Here is a 13615-nt window from a genome sequence, read left to right as displayed (position 1 = left end):
TCCGGCGACCGCGGGAGTCCCGGGCGCGCGGCGGAAGCGGGCCGATCGCTCTACGACGGGCCGGCGAGCGGGCCGATCGCTCTACGACGGGCCGGCGAGCAGGTCGGCGACGGCCGCGATGCCCTCCGTGACGGCTCGTGTCCCGACGTCGCCGAAGCCGAGGACGAGTTGCGCGGGCGCGACGGCCCCTGAAGCGCGGCAGGCGCTCATGCCGTACAAGCCGACGGATCGCGCGCGGGCGGCCGCGACGACGTGGCGTTCGTCCGTACCGGCGGGCAGGTGCGCGACGGCGTGGAATCCGGCCGCGAGGCCCGTGACCGGCATCCCGGGAGCGTGTTCGGCCAGCGCGGCCACCAGTGCGGTGCGGCGAGCCGCGTAGGAGGCCCGCATGCGGCGCAGGTGGCGGTCGAAGCGCCCGGACTCGATCAACCCGGCCAGCGCGAGCTGGTCGAGCGTGGGTGTTCCGCGGTCGCTCCGGTACTTCCGATCGGCGAGTGGTCCGGCCAGAACGGGCGGGCAGAGCATCCAGCCGATCCGCAGGGCGGGGGCGAGCGACTTGCTGACGGTGCCGAGGGAGACGACCCGGTCGGGGGCCAGGCCCTGGAGCGCGCCGACCGGTTCGCGGTCGTACCGGAATTCGGCGTCGTAGTCGTCCTCGATGATGATCGCGTCGCGATCCTCGGCCCATGCCGTCAGGGCCAGTCGGCGCTCCGGTGCGAGGGCGACTCCGGTCGGCCACTGGTGGGCGGGAGTGACGACAACGGCCCGGGCGTCCGTCGCCGCCAGCGCCCGCACGTCGATGCCGTGCTCGTCAACCGGTACGGGAGTCGCGCGCAGCCCGGCTGCGGCCGCGGCCGCGCCGATCGTGGCGGGTGAGCCCGGGTCCTCGAAGGCCACGGTCCGCACGCCGCCGTCGGCGAGGGCACTCAGGGCGAGGCCGAGGCCCTGGGCGTAGCCGTTGCAGACGACGATGTGCTCGGGGTCGGCCGCAGCGGCACGCACCCGGCGCAGGTAGCCGGCCAGGACTTCCCGCAGGACCGCGCTGCCGCGTGGGTCGCCGTAGTCGAAGTCCGCCGTCGGCATCGCACGTGCTGCCGCTCGCGTGGCCCGGAGCCAGTCCTGGACCGGGAAGGCCCCCACGTCCGGTACGCCCCACCGGAAGTCGGCCACCAGCCGAGAAGGTGCGGTGCGCTGCTGCGGGACACCAGGCGACGCCGCGGCGCCCGCCGCCACCCTGGTGGCGGAGCCGGGGCGGGTCACCAGGTAGCCCTCGGCCTGGAGTTGGGCGTAGCACTCCTGCACCAGACCGCGCGAAACGCCGAGCGTGCAGGCGAGTTCGCGGGAGGACGGCAGCCGTTCGCCGACCTGAAGGCGACCGGTGCGGATCGCGGCCCGCAGTCCGTGCTCCACCTGCGCACGCAGCGGCCGGCCTCCGGCCCGGTCGACGGCCAGCAGGACGTCGGGCGGGGAACTGGACCACTGCGGCGGCATGGAACCGGAGCTTACCGGCGATCCGGCCGGGCGCTTAGCGTCCCTGTCATGACCGGAACGATCGACTCGACTCCCCCACCGCTCGCGGCACACCCCCCACCGCTGCTGACGCGGCCTCTGCTCCTGCGCTTCGTCTCCATGCTGGGCGCCTCGACCGGCTTCAACCTGCTGCTGTCGGTCGTCCCCGGTTACGCCACGGCCGGCGGCGGGGGCGATGGAACGGCCGGGCTGGCCACCGGCGCACTGATGCTGTCGACGGTGGCGGGCGAGCTCGCGACACCCGCTCTGGTCAACCGCTACGGCTACCGGGCCGTGCTGGCCGCCGGCCTGGTCCTGCTGGGCGCACCGGCCCTGGCGCTGACGCTCTCCCACGACCTGTGGTGGATCGTCGCAGTCTGCCTGCTGCGTGGCCTGGGCTTCGCGTTCACCGTGGTGGCGGGCGGCGCGCTGACGGTGGCGCTCATCCCGGCCGAACGGCGCGGCGAAGGGCTGGCGCTGGTCGGCATCGTCAGCGGGGTGCCGTCGCTGGTGGCGCTGCCGCTGGGGACGTGGCTGGTCTCGCACGTGGGGTACGGGCCGGTATTCACCGCGGGAGCCCTGGTTCCGCTCGCGGCGATCCTCGCGGTGCCGGGCCTGCCCGACCGGATCCGTGCGGTGGGGCGGCCCGTCGGCATCGCCGAGGGGTTTCGCACGGCCGAACTGCTGCGCCCGGCGGCCGTCTTCGCGGTCACCGCCGTTTCCTCCGGAATCATCGTGACCTTCCTGCCGCTCGCCGTTCCCGACTCGGCCACGGGCCCGGCCGCCGCGGCCCTGTTCACCCAGGCCGCTGCGGCCACCGTGGCCCGCTGGCTGGCCGGCCGCCAGGGGGACCGACGCGGCACCGAGCGTCTGGTGCTGCCAGGTCTGCTGCTGTCGGCCATCGGCACACTGCTGATGGCGCCGACCGCCGGCCCGGTCGCGACGACCGCCGCGGCCGGCGTGTTCGGGATCGGCTTCGGCATCGCCCAGAACGCCACGCTGACGCTGATGTACTCACGCGTCCCCACCGCCGGCTACGGCACCGTCAGCGCACTGTGGAACTTCGCCTACGACGCCGGAATGGGCGCCGGTGCCGTGGCCTTCGGCTGGCTGGCAGCGGGCACCGGCTACCCCTGGGCATTCGCCCTGACCGGCGCCACGATGCTGACAGCCGTCATCCCGGCCCGGCGCGACCGACGCCCTCGCGAGGATTGACTCGGCCTGGAGCATCAGTAGACGATCATGCCGGGCCCAGGGCGACAACCCATTCCGGGTGTCGACCCGCAAGCTGAGAGGAACCCAGCCATGTCCGAAACCGGACAGCGCACCGCCGAATCCGTCCCGTTCCCGACCCGTCCGACCGTCGCCGTGCTCGGCCCCGGAGGAGTCGGCGGCCTGCTCGCCGCACTGCTCTCCCGCGCGGGGCACCGCGTGATCTGCCTCGCCCGCGAGGAGACCGCCGGCCCGCTGCGCCAGGACGGCATCCGCGTCCGCAGCAGGCAGTTCGGCGACTTCACCGCAGCGGTGGAGGCCGACAGCATGCTGCGTGAGCCCGTCGACCTGTGCCTGGTGACGGTCAAGAACACGGCACTCGACGCGGCACTCGACCGCCTCCCGCCACGGTGGCTGGCGAACGGCGCGGTGGTGCCCCTGCTCAACGGCGTCGAGCACACGCACGTCCTCCGGGCGCGTTACGGGGACGAGCGCGTGGTCCCCGCCGTGATCCGCGTCGAGTCCACCCGCACCGCGCCGGGCGTCGTCGACCACGGCAGCCCGTTCGTCGAGATCGACCTGGCCGGCAGGCCGGAGCGGTCGGCTCCGCTCGCCGCGCTGTTCGAGGGTGCGGACGTCGCAACCCGCCTCATGCCGGACGAGGACCAGGTCCTCTGGGGGAAGCTGGCCTTCCTGGCCCCCTTCGCCCTGCTCACCACCCGCCACAGGCTGCCCATCGGCGCCATCCGGTCCGAGCGGCGGCACGAACTGACGGCCCTGGTGGAGGAGACCGTGGCGGTCGGCCGGGCCTGCGGAGGCCGGACGGTGGTCGCCGACGTCCTGGCGCGCTATGACGCCTTCCCCGCCGACAGCAGGTCGTCCATGCAGCGCGACGCGGAAGCGGGCCGCCCGCTGGAGCTCGACGCGATCGGCGGCGCACTGCTGCGCGCGGCCGAACGGCACGGCATCCGTGTGCCGCTGACGACCCGGTTGGTGACGGAACTGGCGGCCGGGTGAGCTCCGCCGCGGCCGGCGCGACCGACCACGGCCGGGTGCGCCGGAACTGACCGTGGCCGCCGCCGATTGCCGCAGGCGCGTCGGCGGCGGGCCCGCGTGCGGACAGCCGCGCACGCCCCGCCTCGGGAGGCGACGGCGGAGCGGATCACGTCGGCCACCACCGGCCCGGAGCCGCCGAGGGCGGTTCCGGGCCGGTGCGGACACAGGCGGGGCGGCGGCCGTGCGCGAGGGGCGGCCGGTGACGGTCAGGGGGCCTAGGCGCGCAGGGCGGGGTCCTCGGCGAGCTCGGCCAGCAGGGCGTCCAGCTTCGCGCGGTCGACCGAGGGCATCAGGAAGACGTGCACGTAGCTGCGGCGGGTGGACTCGTCGCCCGGGACCATCAGCACGTCCTGGGAGGACAACGACCACTTCGCCACCAGTTCGGGGCTGGGCTTGCGGAAGCGCACGGTGACCGCGCCCGGGGTGCGGGCCGGCCAGAGCTCGACGCCCGTCTCCTGCTCCATGGCCCTCAGGCGCCGTTCCAGGTAGCCGGCCAGCTCCTGGGCGCTGCGGATCCGGTTCACCTGGTCCTGGTAGGAGTGCCGGGACAGGTGGTCCCAGAGGACCAGCGGGGAGAACCCGTTCCTGGAGCCCGCGAAGGTGGTGTCCGGCGCGCCTATGTACTCCGGCTGGGACGGCGGCGAGATCTGGTACTTCACCTTCGTCATGTAGATGCCGCAAGGCCACGGCGCACCGGGCCACTTGTGGCCGCTCATGGCGATCGAGGAGACCATGTCGAGGTCGCCGAACTCCGCGGTGGGCAGCGTGAGGCCGAAGTCGTACTCGGGCAGCTCCACCTCGGGGGTCCAGCCGTACGCGGCCGGGTCCTGGGAGGCCATCCTCAGGAACGGTGCGTAGCCGGCACCGAGGGCGCCGTCCACATGGATCCAGAAGCCCCGGCGCAGGTCGACCAGCGGCTCACCGGTCCGCGGGTCCGTACCGTACGCCACCTGACGCTGGATCAGACCGTGCCGCTCGAAGATCGGCAGCAGGCGCTCGCAGACCTTCCGGACGTCGTCGTGGGCCCCCTTGAAGGTGCTGCCGAGGTTGAGGTTGATGAAGACCGGGTGCCCGTTCGCGGCGAAGAACTCGACCAGCACCGCGAGGGCGTCGATGTCGATCTCGCCCGGACCGTCCCAGGACCGGCCCGAGGGGCCGGGGCGGGAGGGCACCTCGGTGGGCCACTCGCGGCGTCCCGTGGCGGGGTCGACCAGCGGGCACTCGTCCGCGTACTTCTCCAGGCCGACCGCGTGGAAGGTCTCCACGCCCAGCACCCGCACGGCCTTGGCGAAGGAGTAGTGGGTGTCCTCGGAGTAGAACGCCACCGGGCGGTGGGCATTGGGGTTGTGCCGGTCGGGCGCGGCCTGGACGTACCGCAGGGCGTCGAACGGGGCTGCCGGCGGCTGGATCAGCGCCTTGCCGCTCAGGTAGTCCCGGGCGTTCCAGAGCGCGTACATGTTGCCCTCGGTCGAGCCCATGGACAGCATGTAGCCCCAGTACGACTCGGGGTCGGCGGGGTCGTGCGGCCGCTTGGCGTTCCACAGGGCCGCGTAGTAGTCGAGCACCGCGCGCTCGACGACCTTGGTGTTCGGCTTGTAGCCGCCGCTCTGGAACGGGTCGCCGAGGTTGTTGATGTTGTTCGGCATGAACCGGGCCAGGTCCAGCGCGCAGCCCTGCATGTCCTGGGTGGCCTGGTAGCCGACCAGGTGCCGGCGCTTCCTCGACAGGTACTCGTCCACCGTGTCGAGGGCGCGCAGCCGCCGGTCGTCGTCCAGCCCGCTCGCGGGGAGCTCGAAATCGCGGCCGTCCAGCTCCGACCCCGGGTCGACGGCGGTCGCGGCGGCGAAGGTGGCGGTCGGGCTCATGGGCAGGGCACTCCGGGGTCGGTGCGGGCCGGTCCCACGGGCGGGGAACGGCGGAGGGGCGTTCGCCGCTCGCGGTCAGGATGGAACTTCGCGGCGCCGGGCGGAAGATCTCCCGAACAAGATTCGGTATCACCGCGCGATGTCTTGCGAATCGACGGGAACAGCTGGAATCCTGCCCGGCATGCCGAACAATCCGCAGGCCCGGAGGGCGCCCATCGACGACGTGGACCGGGCGATCATGCGCACCCTGGCCGACAACGCCCGCATGCCGAACAACGCGCTCGCCGAGACGGTGGGCATCGCCCCCTCCACCTGCCTGGCCCGGGTGCGCGCACTGCAGGAGCGCGGGATCATCCGCGGGTTCCGGGCGGACGTCGACCCCGCCGCGATCGGCCTGCCGCTGCAGGCGATGATCTCCGTCCGGCTCCGGGCCCACACCCGTGAGCAGAACGAGAGCTTCCGCAGCAGCGCCCCCGACCTGCCCGGCGTCCTGGCCGTGTTCCACATGGCGGGATCCGACGACTACCTGCTCCACGTCGGCGTCGCCGGCCCCGAGGGCCTGCGCGACTTCGTCGTGGACCACCTCACCACCCACCCGGCGGTGGCGCAGACCCGGACCAACCTGATCTTCGAGCAGATAGCCGGCCGCCGCTACCTGGGGGACCCGCTCCCTGCGACCACCTGAGCCGCGCCCGGGGTACGCCTCACCGTTGCCGCAAGGCCGGCCGGATCCGCAGGCGGCGCGATTCACATCGGCTCGGAAATGCTGGCCGGAATTCATTCTGGTTTGTATGACGTGTATCTGACAGTGTTTCGACCGCACCGCCGTGTATCTGCCGGTCCGTCGTCCTGGGACGGGCCGCGCACCGCGGTTTCTGCCATCGGGGGCCGTAGCGCGACCATGCCGAAAGGACAGGTGTGAAATGAAGAACCAGCTCAACCGCCTCTGGAGCGGTACGACGGTGAGAGTCGTCCGCAGCCGGATCGCCGCGATGGCGGGGGTGGTGGCGCTGATGGCGTCCGTCGTCCTCGTCGGCGCCTCCGCCGGCACGGCCGGCGCCGCCACCGACGCAGGACTGCGCTGGCCGTCCGGCCAGTGGTCCTGCTCGGGGGCGCCCGTTCCGGCCGGCTGGGTCATCACCGCCCACAACACCGGCGGCTGCAACGGCGCCGGCTCCTGGTACCAGCAGCCCGTCCAGGACGGGATCTGGACGTGCTCCGGCTCACCGATCGTGCCCGGGTACGTCATCACCAACTATGACAGCAGGGGCTGCGACGGCCTCGGCGGCTGGTTCCACCAGATCGTCCACAACAACATGTGGACGTGCTCCGGCTCACCGATCGTCCCCGGATACGTGATGACCAGGCACACCATCGCCGGATGCAACGGCATCGGAAGCTGGTTGCACGAACAGATCTACCCCGGGATCTGGGCCTGCTCGGGATCGCCCATTCCGCCCGGCTACCGGATCACCGTATTCAGCTCCTACGCATGCGACTTCGTCGGCGCGTGGCAGATGGCTCGCACCTGACCCCGACCGCCTGACCGCCTGATCACCGGGCCAGGCCACGGAAACACCGGAGGCACCGCGGACCCGCGGTGCCTCCGGTGCGCTGGGTGCGCCCGGTGCGCCCGTGGCCGGTCTGCCTGCGCGGCCTCCCGCTCGGACGATGCCGACCCCCGTCTAGGCTCGGGGGACATCGACCAGGGAGAGGGCGAACGCGAGTGGGCAGCTGGGAGAGCGCGCTGGACGCGGCCGGGATCAACGACCCCGGACTGCGCGACGACTACAGCCGACAGCGCCGGCAGGTCACGCAGTACAAGCGGGAGGCCGTACTGGCCGCCAAGCTCCTCCTGCCGGCCCGGCTCGTGCCGCACGTGATCGCGGCCACCGCCTACATGCACCGCACCGACACCCTGCTCGACAGCGGCCCGCGCGACGACCGGAAAGCCGCGTACACGCGCTGGGAGCAGGAGGTCACCGACAGCCTCACCACCGGTGAGACGGACCACCCCGAACTGCGCCCGCTGCTGAACACCGTCGCCGCGCACCCCGCGCTGCGGGGCCGCGCGCTGGAGCACCTCGCGGGGGCCGTCGCCGACCTCGACTTCGCAGAGTTCGCCACCGAGGCCGACTACCAGCAGTACCTGGACGCCTACTCGCTGCCCGCGTTCATGGTCGTCGCCACCCTGCTCGGCCCGGACGGCGACCAGACGGCCTACCGCGCCGCCTGCCGCACCTTCATCGACGCCAGCCAGCGGCTCGACTTCGTCAGCGACCTCGCCGAGGACCTGGCCGACGGCCGCCTGACGATCCCCGCGCAGACCCTGAACCAGCACGGGGTCACCCGCACCGATCTGGAACAGGCCCGCGATATCCCGGCCGTCCGGGCGCTGATCACCGACCAACTCGACCGGGTCGACCGCACCCTCGCCGAGGGCCGCACCGTGGTCGGCCTCGTCCCGCCCGCCCACCGGCCCATGGTCCGCTGCATGATCGGCCTGGACGAACTGACCAGCGCCGCCGCCCGCGCCGACATCCCCGCCCTGCTGCGCCGCTCGGCCGGCCCGGCCAAGCCCGCCGCCCTTCGCCTGCTCGGCCTCGAATACCTCCGGGCGCGCCGTGTGAGTCGCTGAGCGTCACCACCACGCCCGATGTGGCTCGCGCGTCGCGCGTGAAACGCGACCCGGGGCCGGACCGCGCCCCGGGCCGGGCCGGGCCGGTCGCCACCGTACGCTACGGAGTCATGAAAGCCATGGCGCAGCGCACCTGGAAGGCCGGGGAGCGGTTGGAGCTCGTGGAGCTGCCAACGCCCGAGCCGCGCGGGGGTGAGGTCCGGATCGGTGTCCAGGCCGTCGGGGTCAACCCGGTCGACTGGAAGATGCGCAGTCACGGCCCGCTGCGGCTGGCCGCCCGTCTGCTGGGGCCGAAGCCACCGGTGGTCGTGGGGGTGGACTTCGCCGGCGTGGTCGACGCCGTCGGCCCGGGGGTCGTGGGCTTCTCACCGGGCGACCGGGTGGTGGGCGGGACCGACTTCTCCCGGGGCCAGCGCGGCTCCTACGCCGACACCGTGGTGGTGCGTGAGGACCAGCTGTGCCCCGTCCCGGACTCGGTCGACATCACCGTGGCCGCCGCCCTGCCGGTGAGCGGCGTGACCGCCCGGATGGCGGTGGTGGACCTGGGCCGCATCCGCCGGGAGCGGCCCGCGGCCCGCCGCGTGCTGGTGCTGGGCGCCTCCGGCGCCGTAGGCCAGCTCGCGGTTCAGATGGCCAAGTCGGAGGACGCGTTCGTGGCCGGCGTCTGTTCGGCGAAGAACGCGGACCTCGTCGGGGGGTTGGGCGCCGACGTGGTCCTCGACTACGAACTGGGCGACCCGCTGGTCCAGGCCCGGGCCCATGCCCCCTTCCACCTCGTCATCGACTGCGTCGGCGGCTACTCCGGCGCCGCCTGCCGGTCCCTCCTGTCGTCGCGCGGGCGCCACATCATGGTGGCGGGGGACGACCCCGCCGCCGTCGTGCAGATGCTCGTGGCGCCGTCGCGCTCCAGGGGCATCCTGGGCAGGCCCACCGGCCGGCGGCTGGAGCCGCTGGTGGCAGCGGTGGCCGACCGCAGGCTCCGGGTGGCCGTCGCACGGACCCTGCCGCTCACCGCTGCCGAGGAGGCCCACCGGCTCAGCCGAAGTGGCCGTATGACGGGCAAGTTGATCCTGCTGCCCTGACAGCCGAAGCCGTCGGCCGGGGTCCCGGCCGACGGCTGGAGGAGGCCCGTGGGGCGCGGTGCGGTACGGCGCGGTGCGGTACGGCGCCGCCCGGGGCCGTCCACTACTTGAACAGGCGGTCAGCGCTGGTGGCCATGCGGTGGGTGGCGCTGTGGCGGTTCACCCAGTCCCGGACGAGGTTGACGGCGTTGGCGCACTGCCAGCCGTTGTCGTACTCGCGCACTCCGGTGAAGGCGCCGTAGCCCGCGATGATGCCGTCCACGCCTGCATCGCCCAGCAGTTTGTCGACGTACCACGGATCGTTGTAGGTGGTCGTCCAGGACAGCGTGGCCGCGAGCCGTCCCGCGGCACGGTCCGCGGCCCCCTTCTTCAGTTCCGCGCACGTGTTGTAGGTGGCTTCCGTGCAGTTGCCGAACCCCTTGGTGATGTCGCTGTCGCCGTAGTCCATCGCCCGGCGACCGGTCGGGAGTGCGGAACCGGACCGGTCGAAGGCGCTTCGGACCTGATCGCGGGTCCCGGTCGTCGTGATGCCCTCCAGGGGGCCGAGCCTGCCTTCCAGGCTCTTCCAGCCCCTGCCGCCGACATCCGGGGTGCTGCCGCCGTGGTACTCGTAGAAACCGTAGAGCACCTGGATCCCGGCAGCCGTCAGCCTCTGCGCCTTGTCCCGCAGTCCGGCGACGCTGCACCCGCGGTTCTGCTGCTCTCCGCAGTAGTTCGGGTCCTTGATGTCCAGCCAGACCAGCGCCAGCCGACGCCCTGCGTTGGCATTGGCGACGATGCGGTCGATCATGCTGTCGAAGCCGGGACCGAGCCGGGCGTCACCGGCCGACGAACAGTCGTGATACGCGCGCCATTCGTTCGGATTCCACCAGGCACAGACGTCGATCTCGATGCCGTTGGCACCGTGGTTGAGCGCGGCGTCCACGCCGTCCAGGGTGTCGACCCGGTGCGCGATGGCGTAGATCGGGTGACGCTGATCGGCTGCTGCCGCCGGGGTCGCACCCGTCATGGTGACACCGATGATCCCGCACAGCGCCGCCATCAGCGCCGGTAACAACCGCGCGCCCGCACCTTGCCTGAGGTGAGTGGTCAAGAAACGTACTCCTTCATGTCGGTGTCCGGGCCAGGGTGGACCGTGAGCGGCAGACAACCCTCGCCACCCACCCCGAGGTGTGGCGGGAGATCGATCCGGAAGCCACGGCGCCACCTCCCGGGGCTCCGACGGAACGGCCGAGGTGGCGTGCCGACCACGGAGAGCGCCGGCACGTCACCGCGCTCGGGAAGCCCTGACGAGCCCCCCCAGGCCGATCGGTCGTACCCACTCTGCCTCGGGTCGACGGGCTGCGCGAGGCACCCGGTCGGATCTCGGCCAGGCGTCGCAGCGCCCAACAACCCCGTGGAAAGCCTGTGGTGAGTGGCAATCAGGTCGAGGGACGCCAGGAGCACGAGGCATTTCGGCGTGCGGCGCTGTGTCTCGAAGTCGACGTGGACGGGGCCGCAGCGTTGGGCCTCCGCACGGAGCGTGAGCCCACGCGTCAGGCCGTCAGGGTGTCCGGTCGCAGGAACTGCTCAGCCCAGATGATCTTTCCTTCGGGGGTGTAGCGGACGCCCCAGCGTTCGGCGAGCTGGGCGACGAGGAACAGGCCGCGGCCACCCTCGTCCTCGGCCACGGCGTAGCGCAGGTGCGGTGCGGTGCTGCTGGTGTCCGAGACCTCACAGATCAGCGTGCGGTCGTACAGCAGCCGCACCTTGATCGGACCGGTCGCGTAGCGGATGGCATTGGTCACCAGCTCGCTGAGCACCAGCTCGGTGACGAAGACGGCCTCGTCCAGGCCCCACTCGGTGAGCTGCCGGGTGGCCTCGGCCCGGGCCTGGGCCACGGCCGAGGGAGTCGCGGCCACCTCCCACTCGGCGGTCCGATCGGGCTCCAGCACGCGGGTACGGGCGACGAGGAGGGCGATGTCGTCGGTCTGTCGGACGGGCAGCAGGGCGTCGAGCACGGCGTCGCAGACGTCCTGCGGCGACCGGTCGGGGTGGGCCAGGGAGGCGGTGAGGATGTCCAGGCCGATATCGATGTCGCGGGTGCGGTCCTCGACCAGACCGTCGGTGTAGAGAACCAGGCTGCTGCCCCGGGGCAGTCGTACCTCCGTGGCTTCGAAGGGCATCCCGCCCACGCCGAGCGGCGGGCCGGCGGGGAGGCCGAGAAACTCCACCCTGCCGTCCGGGTGGACGAGGGCGGGCGGTGGATGGCCCGCCCCGGCCAGGACACAGGTGGCGGTGGTGGGGTCGTAGATGGCGTAGAGGCAGGTGGCGCCGGTGATCGCGAGCGCCCCCTCGGCCGGGGCCGTCTCCTGGTCGATGTGGCTGACCAGTTCGTCCAGGTGCCCGAGGAGCTCGTCCGGCGGCAGGTCGAGGGTGGAGAAGTTCTGGACCGCCGTGCGCAGGCGGCCCATGGTCGCGGCCGCGTGCAGGCCGTGACCGACCACGTCGCCGACGACGAGCGCCACACGGGTGCCCGACAGCGGGATGACGTCGAACCAGTCGCCGCCGACCCCTGCCTGGGCGGGCAGGTACCGGTAGGCGATGTCGAGGGCGCTCTGCTCGGGCAACGCACCCGGCAACAGGCTGTGCTGCAGGGTCACGGCCATCGTGTGCTCACGCGTGAAGCGGCGGGCGTTGTCGACGGACACGGCTGCCCGGGCAGCCAGCTCCTCGGCCAGGGACAGGTCGTCCTCCTCGAACGGACCCCTGTCCCGGCCGCGCCAGAAGCAGGCGACGCCCATCAGCACGCCCCGCGCCGTCAGCGGAACGGCGATCAGCGACGCCAGGCCGAACTCCAGCACCGCCTGCGTGCGCTCGGCGTCCTGCTCGCGCCACCCGGCGTCGGTCGCCAGCTCGGGGACCAGCGCGGAATCCCCGCTGACGAAGCCCGCCGCCTGCGGGGTGCTCCCGGCCCACCTGACCAGTTCCCCCTGGGGATACAGCGGCGAATCGTCCCGGATGCCCGTGACCGCCACCCGCCGCAGTTCCACCGGGGCGTCGACCGCCAGGGTCCGCGGCTCCTCGCCGCGCAGGACCTCTTCGGCGAGGTCGACGGTGGCGTAGTCGCAGAACTCCCGGGCAGCCATCCGGGCGAGCTCCTCCGCGGTGCGCCGGACGTCCAGGGTCGTGCCGATGGCCATGCTCGCGTCGTACAGCAGCCTGAGCCGACCGCGGGCGACCTCGGCCTTCCCCGCGAGGGCGAGCAGCTCGGTCGAGTCGCGCAGGGTGGTGACGCTGCCGGGCGGGCCTCCCCCGCTGTCGGTGGGGCGGTTGTTGACGGCCACCAGGCGGTCGCCGACAGGGAGCACCTCGTCGGTGACCACGTGGCCGGAGAGCAGCAGTTCGGTCGTACGGGGGGCGAGGCCGAGTTCGCTGACGGCGCGCCCCTCCGTGTCGGGGGGCAGGTCGAGCAGCCGGCGCGCCTCGTCGTTGGCGAGCAGGACCCGGCCGTCGCCGCCGACGATGGCCACTCCCTCGCGCACCGCGTGCAGCACCGCGTCGTGGTGCTCGTACATCCGGGTCATCTCCTCCGGCCCCAAGCCGTGGGTCTGCCGCAGGAGACGCCTGCCCACCAGCGCCGTACCGGCCGTGGCCAGGCCGAGCGCGACGGTGCCGGCGCCCAGGACGACCGGCAGCTGGCGGTTGATCGCGCTGCTCACATTGGCGACCTTCATCCCGGACGACACGATGCCCACGACCGCACCCTGGGCGTCCTCCACCGGGACCACCACCTGGTACTCCCGGCCGAGCGGGCCGTGCACCTGCTCGACGGTGACCCGGCCCTGCAGCGAAGGCCCGATGGTGCCGACGAACTTCTTGCCGATCTGCTCGGGCTGGGGGTGGGTGTAGCGGATGCCGTTGCGGTCGGTCACCACGATGAAGTCGACCTCAGCGGCCTTGCGGGCCGCTTCGGTCAGCGGCTGGAGCACCGCGCTGGGATTGGGGCCCTGCATCGTCGCCACCAGACCGGGACTGTGGGCGAACGCCTCGGCCGCGGCGAGCGAGCGGTCACGCGCTGCCGCGTACCGGTCGCTGCGGGACTGGATCAGCAGCGCGACGACGGCCGCCACGACGAGCAGCAGCACGATCAACACCTGCAGGACGAACATCTGCCCGGCGACGCTGTGGATGCCGAGTACCGACCGCAGGCGTTGCGCCGAGGGCTCCCGCGGGACTGGGCGTGGGTCCCGCCGCCCACGACGGCCACCCGA

10 protein-coding genes are annotated in these 13615 nt (G+C 72.7%); 6 read left to right on the top strand and 4 right to left on the bottom strand.

The window, feature by feature from the left end; translation table 11 throughout:
* Nucleotides 1-81 precede the first annotated feature (81 nt).
* Nucleotides 82-1491 carry a MocR-like pyridoxine biosynthesis transcription factor PdxR gene (gene pdxR, locus ACZ6NC_RS15160; protein WP_465732725.1) on the bottom strand — a complete coding sequence of 470 codons (1410 nt, stop codon included), beginning with the start codon at nucleotides 1489-1491 and terminating at the stop codon, nucleotides 82-84.
* 48 nt (nucleotides 1492-1539) lie between these two features.
* On the opposite strand from pdxR, the gene ACZ6NC_RS15155 reads away from it, so the two are divergent.
* Together ACZ6NC_RS15155 and ACZ6NC_RS15150 are read left to right on the top strand one after the other, a co-directional pair.
* Nucleotides 1540-2724 (top strand): MFS transporter, encoded by a 1185-nt coding sequence (locus tag ACZ6NC_RS15155; protein WP_465732723.1) that lies wholly within the window; start codon nucleotides 1540-1542, stop codon nucleotides 2722-2724.
* Between the two features lie 90 nt (nucleotides 2725-2814).
* Nucleotides 2815-3738 (top strand): ketopantoate reductase family protein, encoded by a 924-nt coding sequence (locus tag ACZ6NC_RS15150; protein WP_465732721.1) that lies wholly within the window; start codon nucleotides 2815-2817, stop codon nucleotides 3736-3738.
* Nucleotides 3739-3992: 254 nt separating this feature from the next.
* Here the strand turns inward: ACZ6NC_RS15150 and ACZ6NC_RS15145 are convergent, their stop codons facing one another.
* The gene (locus ACZ6NC_RS15145; protein ID WP_465732719.1) at nucleotides 3993-5642 is read right to left on the bottom strand and encodes a PLP-dependent aminotransferase family protein; all 1650 of its coding nucleotides are present in this window, start codon (nucleotides 5640-5642) and stop codon (nucleotides 3993-3995) included.
* A 181-nt stretch (nucleotides 5643-5823) separates the two neighbouring features.
* Here ACZ6NC_RS15145 and ACZ6NC_RS15140 point away from each other — a divergent pair, with 181 nt between their 5' ends.
* The 4 genes from ACZ6NC_RS15140 to ACZ6NC_RS15125 all read left to right on the top strand — a co-directional run bounded on the left by ACZ6NC_RS15140 (nucleotide 5824) and on the right by ACZ6NC_RS15125 (nucleotide 9362).
* Complete coding sequence (locus ACZ6NC_RS15140; protein WP_465732717.1) at nucleotides 5824-6327, top strand: Lrp/AsnC family transcriptional regulator; 504 nt, start codon at nucleotides 5824-5826, stop codon at nucleotides 6325-6327.
* A 238-nt stretch (nucleotides 6328-6565) separates the two neighbouring features.
* Nucleotides 6566-7174 carry a hypothetical protein gene (locus ACZ6NC_RS15135; protein WP_465732715.1) on the top strand — a complete coding sequence of 203 codons (609 nt, stop codon included), beginning with the start codon at nucleotides 6566-6568 and terminating at the stop codon, nucleotides 7172-7174.
* 194 nt (nucleotides 7175-7368) lie between these two features.
* A complete protein-coding gene (locus ACZ6NC_RS15130) occupies nucleotides 7369-8280 on the top strand; it encodes a squalene/phytoene synthase family protein (protein ID WP_465732713.1) in 912 nt (303 codons plus the stop codon).
* A gap of 119 nt (nucleotides 8281-8399) precedes the next feature.
* Nucleotides 8400-9362 (top strand): NAD(P)-dependent alcohol dehydrogenase, encoded by a 963-nt coding sequence (locus ACZ6NC_RS15125; RefSeq protein ID WP_465732711.1) that lies wholly within the window; start codon nucleotides 8400-8402, stop codon nucleotides 9360-9362.
* Between the two features lie 103 nt (nucleotides 9363-9465).
* On the opposite strand, the gene ACZ6NC_RS15120 is transcribed toward ACZ6NC_RS15125, so the two are convergent.
* Both ACZ6NC_RS15120 and ACZ6NC_RS15115 read right to left on the bottom strand, forming a co-directional pair.
* Nucleotides 9466-10455, bottom strand: coding sequence for a PI-PLC domain-containing protein (locus tag ACZ6NC_RS15120; protein ID WP_465732709.1), 990 nt, complete (start codon nucleotides 10453-10455; stop codon nucleotides 9466-9468).
* A gap of 442 nt (nucleotides 10456-10897) precedes the next feature.
* Nucleotides 10898-13513 carry a SpoIIE family protein phosphatase gene (locus tag ACZ6NC_RS15115; protein WP_465732707.1) on the bottom strand — a complete coding sequence of 872 codons (2616 nt, stop codon included), beginning with the start codon at nucleotides 13511-13513 and terminating at the stop codon, nucleotides 10898-10900.
* Nucleotides 13514-13615: the final 102 nt, after the last annotated feature.

It is taken from the genome of Kitasatospora sp. NPDC041988 (assembly GCF_055588525.1).
This window is presented reverse-complemented; position numbering and strand designations above follow the sequence as displayed.

Excerpts from the sequence above, each read along its gene's own strand:
- ACZ6NC_RS15145 (WP_465732719.1), bottom strand. The coding sequence starts at position 5,642 with ATGAGCCCGACCGCCACCTTCGCCGCCGCGACCGCCGTCGACCCGGGG.
- ACZ6NC_RS15150 (WP_465732721.1), top strand. The coding sequence starts at position 2,815 with ATGTCCGAAACCGGACAGCGCACCGCCGAATCCGTCCCGTTCCCGACC.
- ACZ6NC_RS15140 (WP_465732717.1), top strand. The coding sequence starts at position 5,824 with ATGCCGAACAATCCGCAGGCCCGGAGGGCGCCCATCGACGACGTGGAC.
- ACZ6NC_RS15115 (WP_465732707.1), bottom strand. The coding sequence starts at position 13,513 with ATGTTCGTCCTGCAGGTGTTGATCGTGCTGCTGCTCGTCGTGGCGGCC.
- pdxR (WP_465732725.1), bottom strand. The coding sequence starts at position 1,491 with ATGCCGCCGCAGTGGTCCAGTTCCCCGCCCGACGTCCTGCTGGCCGTC.
- ACZ6NC_RS15155 (WP_465732723.1), top strand. The coding sequence starts at position 1,540 with ATGACCGGAACGATCGACTCGACTCCCCCACCGCTCGCGGCACACCCC.
- ACZ6NC_RS15125 (WP_465732711.1), top strand. The coding sequence starts at position 8,400 with ATGGCGCAGCGCACCTGGAAGGCCGGGGAGCGGTTGGAGCTCGTGGAG.
- ACZ6NC_RS15135 (WP_465732715.1), top strand. The coding sequence starts at position 6,566 with ATGAAGAACCAGCTCAACCGCCTCTGGAGCGGTACGACGGTGAGAGTC.